This is a genomic window from Nocardia sp. CA-120079, assembly GCF_050955745.1.
Lineage (GTDB): Bacteria > Actinomycetota > Actinomycetes > Mycobacteriales > Mycobacteriaceae > Nocardia.
The window spans coordinates 7,429,577-7,451,969 of the sequence record NZ_CP192088.1 but is presented as its reverse complement, the minus strand read 5'-3'; the positions used below and the strand labels follow the sequence as shown (position 1 = coordinate 7,451,969).

18 protein-coding genes and 1 pseudogene are annotated in these 22,393 nt (G+C 65.4%); 8 read left to right on the top strand and 11 right to left on the bottom strand.

Going from position 1 to position 22,393, the window contains the following annotated elements; all coding sequences use genetic code 11:
- Positions 1 to 1,584, top strand: coding sequence for an FAD-dependent oxidoreductase (locus tag ACQPYR_RS34525; protein ID WP_433623059.1), 1,584 nt, complete (start codon positions 1 to 3; stop codon positions 1,582 to 1,584).
- 156 nt (positions 1,585 to 1,740) lie between these two features.
- Here the strand turns inward: ACQPYR_RS34525 and ACQPYR_RS34520 are convergent, their stop codons facing one another.
- The gene (locus tag ACQPYR_RS34520; protein WP_433623057.1) at positions 1,741 to 2,502 is read right to left on the bottom strand and encodes an SDR family NAD(P)-dependent oxidoreductase; all 762 of its coding nucleotides are present in this window, start codon (positions 2,500 to 2,502) and stop codon (positions 1,741 to 1,743) included.
- A 590-nt stretch (positions 2,503 to 3,092) separates the two neighbouring features.
- On the opposite strand from ACQPYR_RS34520, the gene ACQPYR_RS34515 reads away from it, so the two are divergent.
- The 3 genes from ACQPYR_RS34515 to ACQPYR_RS34505 all read left to right on the top strand — a co-directional run bounded on the left by ACQPYR_RS34515 (position 3,093) and on the right by ACQPYR_RS34505 (position 7,123).
- Positions 3,093 to 5,438, top strand: a complete 2,346-nt coding sequence (locus tag ACQPYR_RS34515) for an Hsp70 family protein (RefSeq protein ID WP_433623056.1) — start codon at positions 3,093 to 3,095, stop codon at positions 5,436 to 5,438.
- 351 nt (positions 5,439 to 5,789) lie between these two features.
- Complete coding sequence (locus tag ACQPYR_RS34510) at positions 5,790 to 6,032, top strand: hypothetical protein (RefSeq protein WP_433623054.1); 243 nt, start codon at positions 5,790 to 5,792, stop codon at positions 6,030 to 6,032.
- A 260-nt stretch (positions 6,033 to 6,292) separates the two neighbouring features.
- A complete protein-coding gene (locus ACQPYR_RS34505; protein ID WP_433623052.1) occupies positions 6,293 to 7,123 on the top strand; it encodes an HAD family hydrolase in 831 nt (276 codons plus the stop codon).
- 1,168 nt (positions 7,124 to 8,291) lie between these two features.
- Here the strand turns inward: ACQPYR_RS34505 and ACQPYR_RS34500 are convergent.
- Positions 8,292 to 8,690: a VOC family protein gene (locus tag ACQPYR_RS34500; RefSeq protein ID WP_433623050.1), complete on the bottom strand. Its 399-nt coding sequence runs from the start codon at positions 8,688 to 8,690 to the stop codon at positions 8,292 to 8,294.
- A gap of 88 nt (positions 8,691 to 8,778) precedes the next feature.
- Between ACQPYR_RS34500 and ACQPYR_RS34495 the strand changes: the two genes are divergently transcribed.
- The gene (locus ACQPYR_RS34495; RefSeq protein ID WP_433623048.1) at positions 8,779 to 9,720 is read left to right on the top strand and encodes a helix-turn-helix transcriptional regulator; all 942 of its coding nucleotides are present in this window, start codon (positions 8,779 to 8,781) and stop codon (positions 9,718 to 9,720) included.
- A 232-nt stretch (positions 9,721 to 9,952) separates the two neighbouring features.
- On the top strand, positions 9,953 to 10,135 hold the full coding sequence (locus ACQPYR_RS34490; protein ID WP_433623046.1) for a hypothetical protein: 183 nt from the start codon (positions 9,953 to 9,955) through the stop codon (positions 10,133 to 10,135).
- 168 nt (positions 10,136 to 10,303) lie between these two features.
- Here ACQPYR_RS34490 and ACQPYR_RS34485 read toward each other — a convergent pair whose 3' ends face one another.
- Together ACQPYR_RS34485 and ACQPYR_RS34480 are read right to left on the bottom strand one after the other, a co-directional pair.
- A complete protein-coding gene (locus tag ACQPYR_RS34485) occupies positions 10,304 to 10,990 on the bottom strand; it encodes an SGNH/GDSL hydrolase family protein (RefSeq protein WP_433623044.1) in 687 nt (228 codons plus the stop codon).
- 8 nt (positions 10,991 to 10,998) lie between these two features.
- Complete coding sequence (locus ACQPYR_RS34480) at positions 10,999 to 12,408, bottom strand: MFS transporter (RefSeq protein ID WP_433623042.1); 1,410 nt, start codon at positions 12,406 to 12,408, stop codon at positions 10,999 to 11,001.
- A 105-nt stretch (positions 12,409 to 12,513) separates the two neighbouring features.
- On the opposite strand from ACQPYR_RS34480, the gene ACQPYR_RS34475 reads away from it, so the two are divergent.
- Positions 12,514 to 13,128, top strand: coding sequence for a TetR/AcrR family transcriptional regulator (locus ACQPYR_RS34475; protein ID WP_433623040.1), 615 nt, complete (start codon positions 12,514 to 12,516; stop codon positions 13,126 to 13,128).
- Positions 13,129 to 13,152: 24 nt separating this feature from the next.
- Here ACQPYR_RS34475 and ACQPYR_RS34470 read toward each other — a convergent pair whose 3' ends face one another.
- The 4 genes and pseudogenes from ACQPYR_RS34470 to ACQPYR_RS34455 form a co-directional block, all read right to left on the bottom strand.
- Positions 13,153 to 14,673: a bifunctional 3-(3-hydroxy-phenyl)propionate/3-hydroxycinnamic acid hydroxylase gene (locus tag ACQPYR_RS34470; protein WP_433623038.1), complete on the bottom strand. Its 1,521-nt coding sequence runs from the start codon at positions 14,671 to 14,673 to the stop codon at positions 13,153 to 13,155.
- Between the two features lie 22 nt (positions 14,674 to 14,695).
- Positions 14,696 to 16,573 (bottom strand): acyl-CoA synthetase, encoded by a 1,878-nt coding sequence (locus tag ACQPYR_RS34465; RefSeq protein WP_433623036.1) that lies wholly within the window; start codon positions 16,571 to 16,573, stop codon positions 14,696 to 14,698.
- Between the two features lie 2 nt (positions 16,574 to 16,575).
- The gene (locus ACQPYR_RS34460; RefSeq protein WP_433623034.1) at positions 16,576 to 17,514 is read right to left on the bottom strand and encodes a fumarylacetoacetate hydrolase family protein; all 939 of its coding nucleotides are present in this window, start codon (positions 17,512 to 17,514) and stop codon (positions 16,576 to 16,578) included.
- Positions 17,511 to 18,521: pseudogene (locus tag ACQPYR_RS34455) on the bottom strand (VOC family protein); the annotation flags it as partial. The pseudogene ACQPYR_RS34455 and the gene ACQPYR_RS34460, both read right to left, overlap by 4 nt.
- A gap of 62 nt (positions 18,522 to 18,583) precedes the next feature.
- Between ACQPYR_RS34455 and ACQPYR_RS34450 the strand changes: the two are divergent.
- A complete protein-coding gene (locus tag ACQPYR_RS34450; protein ID WP_433623032.1) occupies positions 18,584 to 19,240 on the top strand; it encodes a TetR/AcrR family transcriptional regulator in 657 nt (218 codons plus the stop codon).
- A gap of 2 nt (positions 19,241 to 19,242) precedes the next feature.
- On the opposite strand, the gene ACQPYR_RS34445 is transcribed toward ACQPYR_RS34450, so the two are convergent.
- Genes ACQPYR_RS34445 through ACQPYR_RS34435 form a run of 3 tightly spaced genes read right to left on the bottom strand, consistent with a single transcriptional unit; the run spans position 19,243 to position 22,292 of the window.
- Complete coding sequence (locus ACQPYR_RS34445) at positions 19,243 to 20,379, bottom strand: 2Fe-2S iron-sulfur cluster-binding protein (protein ID WP_433623030.1); 1,137 nt, start codon at positions 20,377 to 20,379, stop codon at positions 19,243 to 19,245.
- A 12-nt stretch (positions 20,380 to 20,391) separates the two neighbouring features.
- Positions 20,392 to 21,879: a phytoene desaturase family protein gene (locus tag ACQPYR_RS34440; RefSeq protein WP_433623028.1), complete on the bottom strand. Its 1,488-nt coding sequence runs from the start codon at positions 21,877 to 21,879 to the stop codon at positions 20,392 to 20,394.
- Entirely contained in the window at positions 21,876 to 22,292 is a 417-nt protein-coding gene (locus tag ACQPYR_RS34435; RefSeq protein ID WP_387290860.1) for a nuclear transport factor 2 family protein, read from the bottom strand. The genes ACQPYR_RS34440 and ACQPYR_RS34435 overlap by 4 nt, the downstream gene beginning before the upstream one ends.
- Positions 22,293 to 22,393: the final 101 nt, after the last annotated feature.

The following is a 22,393-nucleotide window of genomic DNA, read 5'->3' as shown; positions in this document are numbered from 1 at the left end:
GTGCCCTACGTCGTCACGCAGTCCTGCTGTAGCGACGCTTCCTGCGTCTACGCCTGCCCGGTCAACTGCATCCATCCCACGCCCGACGAACCCGATTTCCTGACGGCGGAGATGCTGTATGTCGACCCGCAGGCGTGCGTGGACTGCGGCGCATGTGCGAGTGCGTGCCCCGTCGATGCAATCACGTCGTCGAAGAAGCTGACCGACGAGCAGAAGCCGTTCATCGAGATCAATGCCGACTTCTATCGGCAGGCGCGGCCGCGGCCGCTGCTGGCCAAGCCGGTGCCAGCTGCTGAGATCCACACCGAGCGTCAGCCGTTGCGGGTGGCGATAGTCGGATCCGGGCCTTCGGCCATGTACGCGGCCGATGAACTGCTGACCCAGCCCGACGTCACTGTGACGGTCTTCGACCGGCTTCCGGTACCCCACGGACTCGCCAGGTACGGAGTCGCGCCGGACCACGCCAAGACCCGGCAGGTCAACAAGCTCTTCGATATCATCTCGGCGCAGCCTGGTTTCGAGTCATACCTGAATATCGAAGTGGGCAAACATATTTCGCATCAGGAGCTGCTCGCGCACTTCCACGCGGTGATCTATGCGGTCGGTGCTTCCTCGGATCGTAAGCTCGATATTCCTGGAGAAGGTTTGGTGGGTAATGTATCTGCCACCGACTTCGTCGCCTGGTACAACGGGCATCCGGATCACGCCGGGCGCACCTTCGATCTGTCGCAGCGCCGCGCCGTCATCGTCGGCAATGGCAATGTGGCGCTCGATGTGGCGCGCATTCTGGCCAGCGATCCGGAAGCGTTGTCGGAAACCGATATTGCACCCCATGCGCTGAAGGCCTTGCGAGAGAGCAAGATCGAAGAAGTGGTAGTGCTCGGTCGGCGCGGTCCGGCCGAATCCGCTTTTACCGTACCGGAATTCGTCGGGCTGCTCGGCGCGGATGTCGATATCGCCGTCGAGGGTGCACTGCCCGCGGTGACCGACGAGCTGCCGTATCAGGTCGAGCAGAAGCTGCGGCTGCTGCACTCCGTAGCGGGGCGGCCGTTCGGTGCGCGCAAGCGGATCGTCTTCCGGTATCTGGCCGCGCCGACCGCGATGCTGGGCGCCGACGAGGTGACCGGCATCGAGCTGAGCCGAAACGAACTCGTCACCGATCCGGATGGTCGCGTTCGTGCGGTGGCGACGGAGGAGACCGAGCGGTTGGATACCGGGCTGGTGCTCACCTCGGTGGGTTATCGCGGTGTGGCCCTGCCGGGCTTGCCGTTCGACGAGCAAGCCGCCGTGATCCCGAATCTGAACGGCCGCGTTCTGGAAAAGTCCGGTGGTGCGGTGCTGCCCGGAATGTATGTCACCGGCTGGATCAAGCGTGGACCCACCGGATTCATCGGTACCAACAAATCCTGCGCGCAGGAGACGGTTCGGCAGTTGGCCGATGATTTCAATGCAGGTCGGTTACGTGAACCGGCAGGTAAGCCCGCGGATTTCGATCACCTGGTGCGCCGCCGTCGGCCCTCGGTCCTTGCCCGCCGCAGCGCGGTACGAACCGGTATCGTGCGCCGTCTGCTTGCCCGCGCCTGAGCGGCGCAAGCGCGCCCATGTCTTATTCGTGCTGTGTAACGGTTTTCGCCTTCCGCCGACATGGTGTGTGCACGGTAGGGTCCGTGACGACGGTCGGCACCTCGGCGCACGGCGACGCGATGAGGGCGAGTGCCGGGCCGAGGTGCCGATTGCCGACTATTTGGCGGTGAACCCACCGTCGATCGCGAGCGCCGCGCCGGTGATGAAGCTGGCCTCATCGCTCAGCAGGTAGGCGCAGAACGACGCGATCTCCTCCGGCTTGCTGATCCGGCCGAGCGGATGCAGTGCGGCGATGGCCGCTTCACCCTCGGGCGTCGCACCCATCGAGTTGCGGAAAGCGGGCGTATCGACGGCGCCGGAGACCAGCGCGTTGACACGAACGCCCTGTTCGGCGGCCTCCAGCGCGACCGCGCGGGTCAGTCCGACGATGCCGTGCTTGGCCGCCACATACGGTGCCACCGAACCCATGCCGACCACCCCGAGGTTCGAGGCGTTGTTGAGGATCGCGCCGCCGCCGGAGGCGACAATCGCCGGAACCTGGTGGCGCAGACCGTAGAACACGCTGGTCAGATTGAGTTCGAGATCAGCGCGCCAGCCGGCCTCATCGATCTGCTCGATCGGGCCGAAGGCATTGACGGCACCCGCATTGTTGAATGCCGCGTCCAGCCGACCGTATTCGGTGAGTGCCGCCTGCGTCAGCCGGGCGACCTCGTCCTCGACGGTGACATCGGTCGGTACGAAGATCGCCCGGCCACCCGCCGCGCGGATGTCGGCCGCGACCTGCTCGCCCGCGTCTTTGCCACGTGCGCCGAGCACCACGGCCGCGCCCTCGGTCGCTGCCCGCAGGGCTACCGCCTTGCCGACACCCGAGCTGGCCCCGGTGATGAGCATGACCTTGTCCGCGAAACGTGTCGACATCGTCTTCGAATTCCCTTCTCGTTCTTTCGGTTTCATCAGCTGATGAGCTGGCCTGAGAACTCGGTTCGTCCGAGCGCTTGCTCATTGCTGAATCCAGTCAAGCGGTCGGGGAGCTGTACTGCTAGCGGAAATCAGCCGCTGAATTTGATGCGTCATGCTCCGGCAGTCGGTACGCCCGCAGTATGAAATCCACAGTGCTGGCAACGGATTGGTTACCGACCAGTCGGTGTGTGTTGTCGGTTCTGGGTAGTTCTGTTCGGCTTGGCTGATCTGGGGCTCGTTTTGAGTTACTGCGCGGTAGCGGAATTTGGTTTACCGCAGTGGAATCGGGCCTTCGGTCGCGAAACGCCGGACGTCCAGAGGACTGGATGAATCTTTTTCATGCGATCTAGCTGGGAGTTTTAAACGGGGTCAACGGCAGCCAAACGTTTCATATCAATTCGACATCCGAATCGATCCGGCAGCAGCTAACCTGTGGGTGCTGTTTGGGAAGCGACCGCGGCCACATGGATCTCCTGTGTGATGGACGTGGTCTCGGTGCGTTGACGGGATAGCGAATGACTACAGGTCTGGGTTTCAGCATCGGTTCAGTGAACTCCGTATCCGCCATGGTGACCGGCGACCGACCATTGTCGTCGGTGCGAACACGCCGCACGGCGGTGACCTTCGACAGTGCGGGTGGCATCCGAATCGGGGGCATCCCCCAATTCGACATGGCCGTAACGGATTTCGCCGATCTGGCGCGAGACCCGGAGTCGATTGTCGTGGGCGGTCGGCTCTGGTCACCTGCGAACCTGGTCGCCGCCGTGGTGAACGGCCTGCTCGAATCCTTCCCGCCGACCGCGGGAGCCGTGGCCACCTATCCCGCATGCTATTCCGATAAGCAGCTATCGCTGCTGCGGCAGGCATTGAATCTGGCCGGTGCCGCGGATGTGCTGCTCATACCCGAACCCGTCGCGGCCGCGGAGTGGCTCGAACAGGAACGCGGACCGCTGGAGTCCGGGTTCGTGCTGGTGTACGACCTCGGCGGATCTTGCCTCGATGTGTCGATGGTCCGGGTCGGACCGGACTGGGACGATCACCCGATCGTCGGAAAGTCCGTGCGCTCCTACGATTTCGGCGGTCGGCCGCTCGGTTCGATGATCGCGCGGTATGCCCGGGTCGCCGAACCCGGCGACAACGGGTCGATGCTGCAGATGACCTCGATTGTCGATATCACCAGTATGCGTGCCCAGCACATCCGGGATTCCCTAGATGTGGTCCACGAATGTGTGGAATCGACGGGACGGCGCCTGTCCGATATCAGCTGCATCCTGCTGGTCGGCGGCGCCACCCGTCCCGTCGAGGTCGCGCGCATCCTTGCCGAACTCGGCCGACCGGTGGTGATGTCGAGCGATCCGGGGCAGACCGTCGCCGTCGGCGCCGCCGGCTATGCGGCCCGCAGCTTCGCACCGCTGTCGACCGGTGGCCGGCATCGAGCGCCGAAGGTGGCTGTATTCTCCAGTGCCGCAGTGGCTTCCGCAGTGGCCGTATCGGCCGTCACGGTATTCGGCGGCCCGCACACTTCGCAGATGCCGTCCCTGGTGGATGCCTTGCCGGGCAGCTTCCCGATAGACAACCTGCTGCTCGAGCCCGATGTCGAAGCGCTCGCGGAGGCCGGTTCCGCGGCGGTTGGTTGGGCCACCACGACGGCGGGTTTCGGCTATTCCGGTCGACCGGCCTACGGGATCGCTCCCGTCGCCTATACGGCGCGGAGCGGACCAACGATCGGTCCATCCGTGGCCGAGGCACACGGCGGCAGCCACAGCGAACCACGCGGTGGAACAGCACATTCCGGTGGCGTCACCTATGCCAACCCCGCTCAGTTCCTGAACCCGCTGCCATTCAACCGAAGCCCGCGGACGATCCCGGCCATGCCGTACCTGCCTCCCGCTGGTACGCCCATCCCGAGCGTCAGCCTTCCGGGTTCGGTTCCCGCCCCGACCAATTCGACTCCCGCCGTGCCGGCTGGCACCACGACGACTCCGGGTACCGGCGGGCCCTCGACGGGCACAGGTGTACCGGGTACCGGCGAAACATCTACCGGGACAGCGACATCGGGCGGAGCCGCCACGGATGGCAGCACGGGTGATGCGTCCGGCGGTACCACTTCGGGAACCAGCGGCTCGACGTCGGGAAATTCCCATAGCGGCGGTTCGTCGGGTAGTACCTCGGCCGGCTCGACAAGCACTGGCGCTTCAGGTGGTTCGACCGACGGCAGTACCTCGGGCGATGCCGCGGATGGGGGCGCATCGGGCGGCTCCACGAGCGGTGGTGGATCGGGCTCGACGGGTGGTGGTGCGCCGGGTGGTGCGTCGGGTGGTTCGACGGGTGGCGGTGCGTCGGGTGGTTCGACGGGTGGCGGTGCGTCGGGTGGTTCGACGGGTGGCGGTGCTTCGGGTGGTTCGACGGGTGGCGGTGCGTCGGGTGGTTCGACGAGTGGCGGTGCGTCGGGTGGTTCGACGAGTGGCGGTGCGTCGGGTGGTTCCACGGGTGGCGGTGCGTCGGGTGGTTCCACCGGTGGCGGTGCTTCGGGTGGTTCGACGAGTGGCGGTGCTTCGGGTGGTTCCACGGGTGGCGGTGCGTCGGGTGGTTCCACCGGTGGCGGTGCTTCGGGTGGTTCGACGAGTGGCGGTGCTTCGGGTGGTTCCACGAGTGGCGGTGCTTCGGGTGGTTCCACGAGTGGCGGTGCCTCGGGTGGATCGACGGGCGGTGGTATGTCGGGCGGCTCGACGAGCGGCGGCACGGTCGGCGGTTCGACCGCAGGCCCCTCCTCCAACGGCAAGTTCTCCGGCGGAACCACTTCCGGCGGCAGCACCAGCTCCGGCGCCTCCACCGGTGGTATCTCCTCACACGGTTCGGGGGGCTCCGGCGGTGGCGGCGGTGCCCGCAGGTAGTCCGCGGTAGTACTGCTCGGGTGTGCCGCATCGCCTGCACGGAGGCTGGCGGCGGAGGGTGATCGTCTACTGAGCGCGGGGCGGGGTTTGCGCTTGCGTTTGCGATTGGGCCGGTCGGTGGAACGGCGTTGGCCTTTGGTGCTTGGTGCCCGCAGGTAGTCCGCGGTAGTACTGCTCGGGTGTGCCGCATCGTCTGCACGGAGGCTGGTGGCGGAGGGTGATCGTCTACTGAGCGCGGGTCGGGGTTTGCGCTTGCGTTTGCGATTGGGCCGGTCGGTGGAACGGCGTTGGCCTTTGGTGCTTGGTGCCCGCAGGTAGTCCGTGGTTGCGCGTTCGGGAGGATCCGAGAACATGGTCGTGGACTTCTTCGCCTGCCGCAGCGTCGAATACGAGATGCGCGTGCAGTGCGCACCGACGTCGACACCATGCCGATCGAGGACGGTGGCGACCATCCGCTTCGACCGCCACGACCCCCGAGATGTAGTGCTGCCGTGCGCGGCCGGCAATGCTGCTTTGGCTGCACTGGTGCAGGTGGCACTTCGTGCCGAGATCCTCTGGCGGATCATCGGGTGGCGGCTCTGGGGTGGGCACTGAGTGGAGACCGCAGCATAGCGACGGGACAGCGCCTGCGAATGGTCACTGCTGCAGCATCCGCGGTTGGGTGAAAGTCGCTGGTCCGCATGGCTGTTGGTTACGAGGCGGACTTCATGCCTGGGCAGAGATCCGCACCATTTGTCAGAATTCGGACTTCTTCTGGGCGCTGATGTAGGGCGCGGGTTCCGTGAAGGAGTGCGACTGTTCGTTTCGCTGGTCTGTCAGCGAGTGATACGCACATTCGGACCGGTCGAATTTCGATGACGCCGAGTGCCATAGCGATGCACAATGGGTTGGTGGTACACGGGGGACCTCAGCTTATTGCGCTGGATGTCGATGGAACGTTGTTGCAGACGGGATCGCCGGTCAGTGAACGGGTGATCGATGCTGTGCGGGCGGCGGTGGCGGCGGGGGCGCATGTGGTTGTGACGACCGGGCGGACGTTGATGACGACGCGGCCGGTGCTGCGGGAGCTCGGGCTTATCGATGGCCATGCGTTGTGTTCCAACGGGGCGGTGCACATCGATGTGGCGAGGGGAGAGCCGGTGGCGGTGCAGACCTTCGATCCGGGACCCGCGGTCGTCGCCTTGCGGGCTCTGTTTCCGGAGATGATCTTCGCGGTGGAGAAGGTCGGAATCGGCACCTGGGCCACGGGTGTCAGTCCGGGCGAATTCTCCATCGGCGAATACGTTCTTGTCGATGACGGCGCGTTGAGCAGCGAGCCGACCCCGCGACTGAACGGCTGGTGGCCCGACGGTTCCCTGGAAGAGATGCTGCGCCTGCTCACCCAACTGCGGGTACCGGGTGCGAGCTGGGTGCACGGCGAATTCGGCCCGTGGCTTACTGTTTCGCGCCGTGGCGTCTCCAAGGGTTGGGCACTGGAACGCCTGCGCACCGCACTCTGCATCCCCCGCTCCGCCACCCTCGCCATCGGCGACGGCTACAACGACCGCGAAATGCTGTATTGGGCAGGCCATTCCGTAGCGATGGCGAACGCACCGAACGAGGTCCGCAACTGGGCAGACGAAGTCGCCGACGATGTAGCCGAAGACGGCGTCGCCAAAATCCTGGAGCGCTGGTTCGGCCATTGACCTGGACCGACGATCACCATGTGTTGGTGGCGGCAAATATCGAGAGTGCCCCTCAACCAACGCATTCTCGGCGCAGGGCATGTTTCGGGTGGCGTAGTGAGGGGGCGGGTAGGCCCTGTGAGTACCCGCTCGGCCTTCTGGAGCGCTGGTTCGGCCATTGGCCTGGATTGGTGATCATCATGTGTTGGTGGCGGCAATTATCGAGAGAGCGTCTCCACCAGCGCATTCTCGGGCAAGGTAAGCCGTTTGCGGCGTCATGAAGGGGCAGGCGGGCGCTGTGTGGACCCGGCCACCATTGCATTCTCGGGGCACGGCGAACCTCGGGATGCGTCCCGTGAGTGCGAACAGACCTCGAGAGCGCCCCGCCGCCAAGCATTCTCGGCGCAGGGCATGCCTCGGGTGGCCTAGCGAAGGGGGCGGGGCTCTTCGAGGACCCGGCCGCTATTGCAATTTTCAGGGCACGGCGAACCTCGGGATGCTCCTGTGCGTGCGGGCAGACCTCGAGAGCGCCCCGCCGTCAAGCATTCCTAGGGGAAGGCCTGCCTTGGGTTGCGTCGCGAAGGGGCAGGTAGACCCCTGTGAGTGCCCGCTCCGTCAAAATCCTGCAGCGCTGGCTTGGCCATTGACCTGGATTGGTGATCATCATGTGTTGGTGGCGGCAATTATCGAGAGTGTCTCTCCGCCAATGCATTCTCGGCGCCGGGCATGCTTCGGGTGGCGTCGCGAAGGGGCGGGTAGACCCCTGTGAGTGCCCGCTCCGTCAAAATCCTGGAGCGCTGGTTCGGCCATTGACCTGGATTGGTGATCATCATGCGTTGGTGGCGGCAAATGTCGAGAGTGCCACTCAACCAACGCATTCTCGGGGGGCGGCATGCTTCGGGGGGCGTCGCGAAGGGGGCGGGCGTTGTGAGGGACCCGGCCACCATTGCATTCTCAGGGCAAGGCGAATCGGGGGAGGCGAGCGAATCCGGAGCATCCCACCAAACATTTCGCGGGTAGGTATGCCGTGGGTGTGGTGGCGATAGTGTGGGCGGGCTCCGAGAGCATCCCGCCGCCAGGCACTCTGTGGGAAGGCATGCGTTGGGCGGCGTCGTGCGCGGAAGGGCGGGCAGACCCGAGAACGCGCCCCACCAACGCATTCTCGGGCAGAGTGTGCCCGGGTGGTGGTTTAGGTGCGGCCGAGGATTTCCAGGTAGTGGGGGTTCTGCATGATGCCGAGGACGTTGCCGAAGGGGTCTACTACCGAGGCGGTGATGAAGTCTCCGTTGCCACGTGGCGTGATCGGCTCGTATTCCTTGGCGCCGAGGGCCACAAGTCGGTCGAAACTTGCCTGTACATCGTCGACGTGCCAGTTCAGGATGGCGCCGCCGGGGGCGTTCTGTGCTCCTGCGGGGGCGAATTTGCGATTGATGATTCCCAGTTCGTGCTGGTAGTCGCCGATGCGGAATTCGTAGTATCCGCCGGGCACCGCGTAGTACGGATCGAGGCCGAGGACCTCGGTGTACCAGTCCTTCGCGGCCTCGAGGTCGTCGGCATAGAACGAAACGGTGGCCATTCCTCGCAACATTTTTGCTCCTCTGATCGGGTTCTGTGCAATCTATGATTCCGCCTAAAGTGCTCACCGAATGAGCACTTTTTTGGGCAGAATTGTGCTCATGCGAGCAGACCGATTGGTGGCGACCCTGTTGCTGATGCAAACCCGCGGACGGGTGACGGCTTCCGAGATCGCCGCCGAACTCGAGGTATCGGTCGCCACCGCACGTCGCGACCTGGAGGCGCTCTCGGCCGCAGGAGTTCCGGTCTATCCGCAGCCGGGCCGCGGCGGCGGCTGGTCGCTGGTCGGCGGCGCGCGCACGGATCTCAGCGGCCTCACCGAACCGGAGGCTCGCGCGCTGTTCCTGTTGGCGGGCCCGTCCGCGAACGCGGTGCCCGAGGTGAAATCGGCGCTGCGCAAGCTGGTGCGCGCGCTCCCGCAGACCTTCCGCACCGATGCGGAGGCCGCGGCCGACGCGGTGGTGATCGATCCCGCGCGCTGGGGTGAGCACGATCAGACCCGGCCGCGGCTCGTGGAATTGTTGCAGCGCGGGGTAGTCCAACGCCGCAAAGTGCAGCTGACATATGAGCGCGCGGGGGAGCGCACCCGGCGCGTCGTCGACCCGTGGGGCCTGGTCGACAAGGACGCCATCTGGTATCTCATCGCAGGCACCGATCGTGGCAGGCGCACCTTCCGCGTCGATCGCATCGTCGATGCCACGATCACCGGCGAAATAGCCCACCGCCCTGCAAATTTCGATCTGTCCACCGCCTGGGCAGAGGTGGTCGGCGAGGTCGAACAACGTCGCGCCGCCACATCCGCCACCGCACTTATTGCGCCGCAACTACTTCCGGTCCTGCGCAAGCAGCAGGGGCGACACTGTGAGGTGGACGGTCCGGTGGCCGACGGTCGCGTTCAGGTCCGCATCACCGCGCCGACACCGCGCATGATCGCCCAGCAATTGGCGGGCTGGGGTGCCGAAATCGAGGTGCTGGCACCGCAGTCGGTGCAGGCGGAGTTGGCCGTACTCGGTGCCGAACTCGTCGATCGATACGGTGAGTGACCGCACGGAAAGTCGAGTTTTACACATCGATTCGTGCACCGCGAATGATCATGACGAGTGCGCCCTGGTCGTCGAAATCACTTGTGGCGCAGGGGGGATTGCCATCGCATCACGGTCGGCTATGAATAGTTCTGGCCAGGTTTGTCCAGGACGGCCAGTCGTATTCGAACGGCATTCGAATTACCGGGTCGAGATTCATCGTCATGGCGATTCCGCGCGGTATCAGCAGCGCATGCTGCTCCGCCGAAGATCATTGCTGGCGTTGGCCGCAGTGCTGCCCGCCGCCGGGCACGCGACAGCGACCGCGTTCGGCGCCGCGGTCCAAGGCGCCCTCACCAGTGCACTGCGGGGTACCGTCATCGGTCTCTTGGTCGGGGCCACGGCTCCGGACGCGGTGCCGCGGGTTCTGCCCTGATCCGCATTCACTTCGGGATGCGGCGTTTGCGAACGCCGATCAGGTATCCGGCTCGGCGGTTGCACGCCGAGAAGATGTCGCCCCCGGGGGTTCATAAGCGTCGAGGAGACGACCACCGGACCGCGTCCGAATGACAAGCTCGAACGTGGCCCCGGTGCCTGGATTCGATCAATGCGCGGGTTCGGGCAGCAGTCGGTGCAGTGCGCGCACCATTTCGGTGGCCACCACCGCGTGCCCGCTCATCGTGAAGTGAATGAGATCGGCGCTCATCACATCCGGCCGCAGCCGCAGCGGATGGTCCCAGAACTCCACCAGCACAGCGTCGTAACGAGCGGCCAACTCGCGGGTGATGTCGTTGAGCGCCGACATCCGGTCTCGCATCGGACGCATCGGCGCCATCCGTTCCGCGTCCCACACATCGGCGAGGGTGAAGGTGCTCACCTGCGCCCCGCTGCGGGCAAGCGCGCCGAAGATCGTGTCGAGATTCGTGCGCAACGCGTCGAGATTGCCGCCGGGAGTGAACAGATCGTTTCCGCCGCAGCTGATATGCACCAGGTCCGGTGCGAATTCGAGTACCTGCGGCAGCTGATCGGCGCGTACCTGCGCGGACGTCGCGCCGATCCGGCCGGTATTCAGATATGCGAGAGCGGGATTCGCCGAGGTCAATACCGCGGCGACGCGATCTGCCCATCCTGCGGTGTCGTACCCGGGACTCGGATCGCCGACGCCTTGGGCTATCGAATCCCCGATTACCGCATAGCGCTGCCAGGGTGCGTCGGCGAGCAGTTCGAGTGCGGCGGTGTTCGACAACAGCATCGGGTCGTTGGCTTCGGTACGAATATCCTTGTGCGTCAAGGTGACTCCTAGCTGGTAACGGCAGCAGGGATGCGCGCCGGTATCGCGATGACCAATGCGGACGCGATACCGATCCCCGCGCAAACGGCGAACAGTGTGTGGAAGGCGGCCAGCGCATCGTCGGCATTGGCGGCGAAGACTGCGGCCAGTACCGCGACACCGAGCGCACCGCCCACCTGCCTGGCAGTCAGATTCATCCCGATTCCGGCCGCGAAGCGTTGCGGTGGAAGCGAACTCGCGGCGGCGGTGCCGAGCACTGTCACGACGATCCCGACGCCACCGCCACCGAACAGCCCGGCCGGTACCCACGCGGACCAGAGCGCCGGTGTCGGCCCGAAGGTATCGGTGCTCATCCACACATTGGTGCCGGTGTACATCAGCGCCCCGAGAACACCGAGCCAGCGCCGTGTGCGCGCCGTCGTGACGCGACCGGCAATCGTCGCGGTCACCATCGAGGACACCGCGCCCACCGTCAATGCCGCGGCCGAGCCGAGCACCGAATACTGCCAGATCGCATCGAGGAACAGCGGTCCGGCGAGCAGCCAGGCGAACATGGTCGCACCGAAGACGAACGAGGCGGCATTGGCCAGCGCATACGGCCTGCTCTGCCACAGTTCGACCGCGATGGCCGGATTGTGGTGGCGCACAGAGCGAATCAGCGCGGCCACGATCAGCAGTGCGCCGACGCCGAGTACAGCGAGGGTGCCGGGTGCGGTCCAGTCCCATCGCTGCCCCTCGGTCACCCCGGCGACCACGCCGCCGAGCCCAAGGGCAATGGCGATGGTCCCGATGGGGTCTGGTAGCGCGCTGCCGGGCTGACGGATATCGGGCACGGGAATACGCAGCCCGGGCGCGATCAGCACGATCGCCACCGGGATATTGATGACGAATACCGCTCGCCAGCCGAAGGCCTCGACCAGCGCGCCGCCGATCGCCGGACCGACCACCGCGGCGAAACCGCCTGCGGCCGACCAGGCTCCGATGGCCGCACCGATCTTCTCGCGCGGGGTGACGGTGAGGACGAGTCCGAGCGCGGACGGCACCATCAGCGCCGCCGTCGCACCTTGCAGCAGGCGTCCGGCAATGAGCCAACCCGCGGTGGGCGCGAGTCCGCACAGCAGCGATGTCACGGCGAAACCGGCCAGTGCGATCAGGAACAGCCTGCGCCGTCCCAGTGTGTCGGCGAAGCGGCCCGCGGGGGTGAGCAGTGCGGCGAAGGCGATGGCATATCCACTGACCACCCAGGTCAGCGTGGTTGTCGCGGTCCCGGGAAAGTCGCGGGCGATCGAGGGAAACGCGATATTGACGACGGACAGATCCAGGAAGGCGATGAACGCTGCGCCACAGGCGATGACGAGCGTGCGCACGGCGGCCTTCGAGGTCGGCGGACTGTCGGTCCGCTCGGACACTTCGGTCATGAGGGAGATCCTTCGGTGAGGCGAAATCTAAACGTACGACCGTTCGTGCAATAAACGTACGACCGTACGTTCGTATTTGCAACCGGGAAGTGGAAGAATGGCCTCATGGCCGAGTCGACAACCACCGCGCAGGGCACCGATCAGCGTCTCGCGAAGGGCGCCCGCTCCCGGGCCTCGATTGCCAGACACGCCGCCGACGTGGCCTCGGTCGAGGGACTGACCGGCCTGAGCATCGGCCGTCTCGCGACCGATCTCGGCATCAGCAAAAGCGGCATAGCCACTCTGTTCGGCACCAAGGAAGCGCTGCAGGTCGCCGCGGTGAAGGTGGCCCGCGAGGCCTTCGTCGAACGAGTGATCGCGCCCAGCCTGAGCGAACCGCGCGGCTTACCCCGCCTGCGCGCCATCATGGACCGCTGGTTCGACCACATCACCGACCCGACTTTTCCGGGCGGCTGCTTCCGTGTGGCCACCATTGCCGAATTCGACAGCAAGCCCGGCCCGGTCCGTGATGCCATCGCCGAGGATCGCAGCGAATGGCTCGACTTCTTGGCCAAGCAGATTCGGCACGCGCAGGATCAGGGCGATCTCGCCGGCCGCGACGCCGATGCCATGGCTTTCGAATTCGATGCGGTGATCAGTGCGGCCAATACCGCCCTGCAGATGGGTGATGATCGCGGTGTCGCCACCGCGCGCACCATCGTGAACCGGCTGCTGGGCTGAGATCCTCTGCTTACGCGTCGGGAGTCAGCACACGCGTGAAGAATCACCCGGAGCGGGTGCCTTGAATCGCGGCAAGTCGGCGATGAGGTCGGACAGCTGACGGCTGGTTCGCTGCACCGTGCCATCGGGACGGACGAGGGCGCCGCGTCCGCGCCTGAGCCAGCCGCGCAACGCGCCCCGAGCGATGACGATGACACCACCGCGCTGTTCGATCTCGCGACGCTGTGCCGGTGTCGGCTGGACAGCGGTGAGGATCGCGAATCGGCCCGCCGCGATATCGTCGAAGCGGCGGCCGTCGAGGAATGCGTTCGGGACCAATTTGCCCGCCGGCCCTCGGTGGAAGCGATGCGCCACAACAAGTTCGGATCGGTGTAGCGGCGGCGTCTGTCCGTTGGTGACCAGCTCGGCGAAACCGGGCAGGTGGTGCAACCGCGGCGCCATGAGGCGGCGCAGCAGATTTCCGAACTCACCGCCGTCGGTCATCGCCCATCCGACGAATTTGGCGAGCCTGATCATGGCGTGCGCGTGTGGTTTTCGTTCGATTTCGTAGGTATCGAGGGCGCTCGCCGGCAGGTCTTCGGCGAGAACGCCCGCGAGCTTCCAGGCCAAGTTGGTCGCATCGCGTAGCCCAGCGCCCATGCCCTGACCGATGAACGGTGGGGTCAGGTGGGCGGCATCGCCGAGAATGAACATCCGGCCCGAACGCCAGCGGTCGGCGAGCTGAGCGCGGAAGGTGTATTCGGCGACGCGCACCAGCCGGAGTTCCTCGGATGGGGTGTTCCCGGTCCACGGCGCGATCAGTGGCTGCAGCGTCGTCGAATCGCCGTAGTCTGCGGCGGTTTCACCGGGGCGGAGTCGGAATTCCCAGCGGTAGCGAGTCGTTCCGATCCGCATGTAGGTCGCGGCTCGAACGGGGTCGCAAACCTGGTGGACCCCTTCCCATTCCCCGAAGTCGGCAGTGGTGTCCACATCGACCACGAGCCAGCGCTGTGCGAAGTTCAGATCCCGCATCGTGGCTCCGATCGCGGACCGGACCACGCTGTTGGCGCCGTCGCAGCCCAGCACATATTCGGCAAGGACCGACTCGGCGGCACCGGTCACGCGATCGGTGAAATCGATACGCACACAGTCGTTTTCCTGCGTCACGCCGACGACCTCGGCGTTGCCGCGGAGGGTAATGCCGGGATATCGCCGCACATTGGCACGCAGGATTGCTTCGAGCTCCGGTTGGTCGAATAGGTTCGCCTCCGGGTAGCCATTTGCGCCGCCCGCCGGATCGCGATCGAATTGGGCCAGTACCCGCATATCGGGGTCGATCAATCGCAGGCCCAGCGCCGGACGCGAGATCGCGTCGAAGCCGTCACCGACGCCGAGACGTGCCAGTATCCGGCGGATTTCGCCGTCGAGATGTACCGCCCGGGGCTGCGGATATATGCCGTCCCAGCGTTCCAGCACCACGGTTTCGATGCCGTATTCGGCCAGCAGCGTCGCCGCGGTGAGGCCCGATGGCCCCGCACCGACGATCACCACCGGAACCGAGTTCATCGACTCGATCCGATCACGAGATTCACTGCCGGACCACGACTTTCCAGCGGATGGCATACCGGCCGAGGATTGCGGTTGCAACACCGTCGGAGGCGGCGTCCAGTTCGACGGTCGCGACGATCGCGCCGTCTTCCACTGCCGCCGTGACGCTGTGCACTCCGGCGACCTGCTCGAGCGCGTCCTGCAGTGCACGGCGAGTCGCATCGGCGCGCAGCCCGAGCTTGTAGGGCTTACCGACATCGGTAACCGGCAAAGCATCCAGAACCACAATGGATTTCGGCACGGCGGCGCGCTCGGGCACCCGCTCGCTCGCCCAGGCGAGCAATTCCGATTCGGTGATATCGGCATCGGCTCCGAGCGTGACATAGGCGACTGGTACTTCACCGGCGTGGACATCGGGACGTCCGACGGCACCGGCCGCGGTCACCTGCGGATGTGACAGGAGTGCGTCCTCGATCAGCGCCGGGTCGATATTGTGCCCGCCACGAATGATGAGATCCTTGGCGCGGCCGTGCAAATGGATGAAGTCGTCCGCATCGATGTGCGCGAGGTCACCGGTATCGAGCCAGCCGTCGACCATGGTGCCGAGCCCGTCGAGAAGGTGGCCCTGTTCATTGCGGCCGATCACATACCCGGCGAAAACCGTTGGGCCACTGATCTCCAGCACGCCGATCGCGCCGGCGGGCAGCGGTTCCCGGTCGCCCGCGCGCACCACACGCACCTGCTGGTAGGGCATCCGCTGCCCGACCGCACCCGGTCGCGGTCGGTCCGGATAGCTACGAGCGGTCGCGCAGGTCGCCTCGGTGAGTCCATAGCCTTCGACCAAAGTGACACCGGTATGCGTCTGGAAGTTCGTCCGCACCGCGGACGGCAGCGGTGACGCACCGACCATCGCGTAGCGCAGACTGCTGATATCAGCGTCGACGGGGCATTGCGCCAGTACGGCATATACGGTCGGGACCGCGCTCATCGCGGCAATGCCGTAGTGCGCCACGATCTTCCAGAATTCGCCGTACAGCGCGAGATCGCGGTAGCCGAGCGGACCGGCCCAGACCACCGGCTGCCCCTTGAACAGCGGCGCGAGCAGCGTCACCACCAGGGCATTGACATGGAACAGCGGGAGTGCGGCGAAGATCGTCGCATCCGCGTCGAGCAGGGAGTTGGCGGCGATCATCCACGCATTGGCGATCTCGCCGGAATGGGTGTGCGCGGCGAGTTTCGGCACGCCGGTGGTGCCGCCGGTGTGGAACAGCGCCGCCAGATCGTCGGATGCCGGGAGCGGACCGGCGAAGGCGGTCGAATCATTCTCGGCGGCAAGCTCATTCAGATAGCCGATATGTACACCGTCGAGCACAGGCAGCGGGTGCGGCTCGGCAGTGCCGGTGGGGCGCAGCACGAGTACGGCGTCGAGCAGCCCGTCATTCGCGAGGGCGAGTGCGGATTCCCAGGTATCGGTGGCCAGTTCGGGACCGGCGGCGATCAGCACTCTGGCACCGGAGCGGCGCAGCAGTTCCGCGATATGCCGACCGGACATCGCACCATTGATCGGTGCGGCGATACCGGCCAGCTGCGCCGCGAGTGTCGCGGGGATCAACTCCGCGCAGTTGGGCGCCATCAATGCGACCGCGTCGTCGCGTCGGATACCCAGCCGGTGCAGCAGATTCGCGTAGCGGTGCACGTCGGACAGGAGCTCGGAGTAACTGCGCTGCAAGGGTTCTCGCCATCGTGCGGCCTCCGGCAACACGGTGAGCGCGTTTCGGTCGGGCCAGAGGTCGGTGGCCCGGACCAGCAGTGCGTAGGTCGATTCCGGCAGACCGCGTTCGGCCAGCGGTACGGATTCGATCTCGGCCAGGTCGCCGGGGCCGGAGTAGCGCGGCCACAGCAGATCCGTTGTCGTCATGTTCACCGCGCGTACCGCACAACAGTGCGCTGGCGACCCAGATCGATCGCGCCGTCATCGGTGGCCACGGTGGCCTCGATGACGTCGCCGTCGCGCAGATACTTCGGGTTCTTTGCCTGTCCCTTGAAGAACAGCTTCCACTTCGTGGCCGCCGGGAGCAGCGAGCCGATGATCTCGACCGGCTTCGGCGGGGCACTGATCGCGGTGCCGATGGGAGTGCCGGTGAGCAGGAGATCGCCCGCGTCGACCCGCTGGAATCGGGTCAGCGCCTGCAGCGTCTCGACCGGGCCGTAGATCATATCGGCGACCGTCATATCCTGGCGCACTTCACCATTGACCAGTAGCCGTAAGCGCAGATCGATGAACCGCTTCAGCTCATCGGCGTCCAGCAGCACCAACGCCGGGCCGACCGGCGTGAAGGTCGGATACGACTTCGCCTCGTAGAACTGGGTTTTCGGCAGCTGCACATCGCGTGCCGAAACATCATTGGTCACCACGAGTCCGGCCACATACTCACCGATTTTGTCAGCGGTGATCGCGGTGCCGACCGGCATAGCCTTACCGAAGACCAGACCGATCTCCACCTCGTAATCCAGCAGCCGTACATGCGCGGGCCGGATGACGTCGTCGTGCGGGCCGCTGATCGAACCGGAGGATTTGCGGAAGAAGGCCAGCGGCACGGCTTCCGGATCGCCACCCGAATCCCGCACGTGCGACGCGAAATTCGTCATCTGCGCGACCACTCGGCACGGTGCGGTCACCGGTGACACCAGCGTGAGGCTTTCGACGGGGACGACCTCGGTACTCGACGCGGCCGCCGCCAGCGCCTGCCGGTCGGCGAGCAACTGACCGGTGGTGGTCGCGGTGGTATCCACCCGCGCGGCTCCCGCAGATGTCGACACCCACCAGGTGTCGGCGGTTCGGAGAACGGAAATACTCATGAATTGGCAACTTTCAGTAGACCGCGCAGGCGGTGTAGATCGAATTCGTTGTCCGCGCGCAGCGCGTCGAATATGCCGCGCAATTCGCGAACCGATTCCCGACCGGGTTTGGGGCCGAGGAAGTCCTTGGTGGCGGGCGGTCCCCATTGGACAAGTCCGGATGCGGTCATCGGCGCCCAGCCGGGCTCCAGCGTGCAGTCGAACATGTCGCCGTCGCTGAAGTGCTCGACCAAAAACCCGTCCGGATCGCGCCAGTAGTCGAAGATCTGGCTGCCCTTGATGTGCCTGCCGATGCCCCATGACCGCTGATAACCGTGGTCGAGCAGATATTCACCCCCTGCGACCAGGGCATCGAGGTCGGCGACCTGATAGGCGGAGTGCATATACCGGTTGACCGGGCCGAGCGACAGCGCCAGCGTGTGGTGGTCGGCGGGGGCGCGGCCGCGGTCGCAACGGATGAAGCTCATGACCGGGCCGCGGTCGCGTTGACCCGGGTAGTAGTGGAAATCGCTGACGATCAGACCCAGGTGTTTCAGATACCAGTCGAGCGTCTTCCGATAGCGCGTCGTCTGGATCACCACATGCCCGAGCCGCTGCACCTGCGCCGGTTCCCGCGGCGGGCGCTGGGTCCGGTTCATGCGCGGCGTTTGGTGGCCGAAATTTAGGGTGTGCGGCTGCTGGGCGGGCAGGGCCGCGAGCACATGCGTATCGGCGACCACGCGCACCCGCAAACCGCTCGGGTCGGACAGGTCGACGGAGAGACCGCCGATACTCTCCGGCAGCGGCGCCGGCTCGGGTCCGGTGGCTTGCGCGAGCCGGCGCAGATCCGTGGCCGCCGCGGCCTGGAATGCGGGGCCGATGAACCTCGACCGCGAACCCCGGCGAATGATCACACACGGTGCACCCGGGTCCGTGCCACGCAGCTGCAATTCGTCCGCGGTGCGCAGCACGGTCGTGAAACCGAAAGCGCGAGCGAAGATTTCGGCTGCGGCCAGGTCGGGCTTCTTCTGAGGAATTCGTCATTACTGACTCGGCGGGTTAGGATTGCGAGATGGACCAGGGAGAGGTGATGAGCGAGCAAACCGGTGCCGAACCCAATCGGTTGGAGCGGCGAAAAGCGCGTACTCGGGCAGCGCTGGTCAGCGCGGCCCAGTCTTTCCTCGCAGCCGGGAAACCGAATGTGCCGATCCTGGAGATCACCCAGGCCGCCGATGTAGGGATGGGGTCGTTCTACAACCACTTCGAAAGTCGTGAGGAATTGTTCCGCGCCGCGATCGAGGAGGCGCTCGATCGGCACGGCTCGACCCTCGACGCGCTGACCGAAGGCATGGACGATCCAGCGCAAATCTTCGCGCAGAGCTTCCGGTTGACCGGTCGTCTGCACCGCAAAAATCCCACGTTGAGCAAGGTGCTGCTCAATCATGGTCTGGCCCTCGTCAGCTCTACGAAGGGCCTCGTGCCCCGCGCGCGCCGCGATATCGATGCCGCGGTGCGCGCGGGACGGTTCCAGGTCCGCGATGCGGAGCTGGCGATGACCATCGTCGCCGGCGCCTCGCTATGCCTCGGTCAGCTCCTGCACGACAACCCCGAACGCGACGATGGCGCGGCCGCGGACGAGGTCACCGAGGATCTGCTGCGCATGTTCGGTATTCCGCCGGACGAGGCGCGCGAGATCTGCGAGCGACCGCTGCCGCCGATCGCCACATTGCCGGACACCGCCGCCTGATATCAAAGATCGATTTGCACGTCGCTGATCGGGTAGGCCACGCAGGAGTGGGTGTAGCCGAACTGCTCGTCGGACAGTCGTAGTTTCGCTTCCTCGGCGGTGTGTACCTCGCCTTTGACGATCCGCACCCGGCACAGGCTGCACTCACCGGATCGGCATCCGGCCTCGGGCCGAATGCCGTTGTCCTCCAACGCATCCAACAGTGGTCGGTGGCGCGGTGTGCGGAAGCTGGTGCTGCCGACGGTGACGTTGACCTGCTCGGCGGGATCCACGTCGGCGGGCCAATGGGGTTGGGCGGCAGGGTCGCTCGGTGCGCCATTGGCTTCGAAGCGGATTCGCTTGCGCGGCTGGCCGAGTGCGCGGAGTTGTTCGAGCGCGTACGGGTAGAGCGCCTGCGGGCCGCAGACGTAGACCATGCGCTGGTCGAGCTCACCGGTCAAAGCGCGGATGGTGTCGGCGGTGAGGAATCCGGTGGGTCCGGTCCAGTCGCTGTCGGGTTCGGTGACGACGTGGTCCACGACGACACCGGGATATCGGGTGGCGAGTGCGTCGAGTTCGGCGCGGAAGATGATGTCGTCGGCGGAGCGGGAGCCGTAGACGAGGTGGAATGTGCGGTCCAGATCGCGGTCGACGATCTCGCGGATCATGCTCATCGCCGGGGCAACACCGGAACCGCCGGCGAGGAATACCAGGTCGTCGCCGTGGAAGAGCGGGTTGTGGTGGAAGGTGCCCATAGGCCCGGTCGTGGTGAGGACTTCGCCGACCTGCACCGTGTCGATGAGCAGATTGCTGATGCGTCCGCCGGTCACGCGCCGCACGGTCAGGTCGTAGTGGTCGAGCGTCGTGGGGCTAGAGGAGATGGCGTACGGGCGGCTGGTGCCGTCGACGAATACATTGACGTACTGTCCGGCCAGGAACGGCGGCAGCTCGAGTTGGTCGACACCCTCGAGCCGGAAGGTTTTGGTGGTCGCGGTGTCATCGATGATCTCGGCGACGATCAGCCGCAGCCGCCGGGGGTGGTAGGCGTCGATGGTGGCGCGGGTTTCGGCGGGGTGGTCGCGGGTGTCGGGGACGCGGGAATCGATTTCGACGAGGATCTGTGCCGCGCCGTCGAACCGTTCTGCGAGGGGATGTTTCATGATGTGCTCCGTTCAGGCGGACTTGGCGCGCAGCAGGCGGCGCGCGACGCGTGCGCCGGCTTCGAGGGTGGGCTGGAATCCGCCGATGCCCGCCCACGAACCGGCCAGATGCAGTCCAGGAACGTGGGTTTCGCGTTCACTGTTGCGGAACAGCCAGTTCTCGGTGGCGTCCTGGTCGTAGCCGTAGATCGTGCCGCCGGGGTGGCCCAGGTAGCGCATCATGGTCAACGGTGTTGCGACATCGACCTCTTCGATGGCATCCCGGATGCCGGGGGTGATGGTCTCGCACAGGTCGAGCAGCGTTTGGGCATAGGCGAACTTGGCGCGCGCGTATTCCGACGGAGCCACATTGCGCCAGATATCGCCGTACTGCAGGGTCATCAGGCTGACATGGGTGGATCCGGTGGGCGCGAATCCGATCGGCGCGACATCGTAGGAGCTGACACAGATTCCGCGCGCGGGCTGGAAGGAACGCCAGGCGTCGTAGGTGCGGTCGTCGTCGGTGTCCATATTGACGAAGGTTGTGCTGGTAGTGAACCCGAGTTCGGCGGGGGTGGCGTCCAGGCCCATGTGCAGCACGAAACCGGAGACGCCGATTCGCCTGGTGGCCAGATCATCTCGTACCGCAGCGGGCAGATCGATGCCTTCGAGCATGCCGTACGTGATCGGCAGCGAGGCGTTGGAAACCACGTCGCGTGCGGTGACTTCGGCGCCGTCATCGAGCCGGACGCCCAATACCTGGCCCGCATCGGTGAGAATGGCCTCGACCGCGGTGTTGAATCGCACTTCACCGCCGGCGTGCAGGAATGCGTCGAGGATGGCGGTGGACATCGCTTGCGAGCCGCCGCGCAGATGCCATGGCTTGAATTCGAAGTAGGCGAACAAGGTCAACGCCAGGTCCTGGAATCGCAGCTTCGACGGCGGCTGCCCGAGATAGGTCCAGTACATGCCGAGCGCGACCTTGATCCGGTCGTCGTCGAAGAACTCGTCGAGCACCGCCTTCAACGGCCGCAGCCCGTATTCGAACAGCACCGGATCGATCTGCTCGACCGGCATCCCGCGCATGGCGGCGATCTGCCAGAACGTCACCTGTTGGATCAATTCGAAGAACTTCGCGGTCCGGTCGCGGTTGCCGGGAAATGCGGCTTCGACAGCGTCGATCGCGCCATCCCAGTCCGCGGGCAGCGTGAGGTCGAGCTGCCCGGGAATCACCGCGCGGTACAGGTCGTGCTCCTGTACGAATTCCAGCTTGTCGGCGATACCCAGCTGCTGGAAGAGTCCTTCCCGCAACGACATCGGCTGTCCTTCGGCGCCGACACCCGAAAGTTGATGCAGCGCGACTTCGAATTCGAAACGTCCACGACGGAAGGAAGTTCCGCAGCCGCCCGGAACATTGTGTCGCTCCAGCAACAGAGTTCGCGCACCCGCGCGCTGCAAGGTGGCCGCGGCCGTCAGCCCGGCGTTGCCCGCGCCGATGACGATGGCGTCGTAATCGGTCACGCCTGCGCCGCCGCACGCTGAATCTGCTCGGTGGCCTCGGCCTTGATCTGCTCGAATTGTTCGCCCATGCGCGCGGCCAACGCCTGTGCGGCCGAGAGCGGACGCACCATCACCATGAAGTCGTCGATCTTGCCGTGCTCGTCGAAATGCAGGAAGTCGCAGCCGGTGAGCTGCTTGCCGTCGACGGTCGCCTCGAAGACGAAGGCGTGGTCGCGGCCATTCGCGTCGGCGATCTCGCGTACGTAGCGGAAGTTCTCGAATACGCGGATCACCCCGCGCAGGATGGCCGCGGTGATCGCCTTGCCCGGATACGGCTTGAACGCGACCGGACTGGTGAACACCACGTCGTCGGCCAGCAGCGCCTCGATTGCGGCCTCGTCGCGGGCCTCCACGGCTGCACGGAAGGGATGCATCGCTCCACCTTTCATAGTCAATTATTTGTCTATCCACTCCGAACAATATTCGTGCGTGTGCTCTAGTGTCCATAGTTGATTAGGCAAGAATTTGAATAATC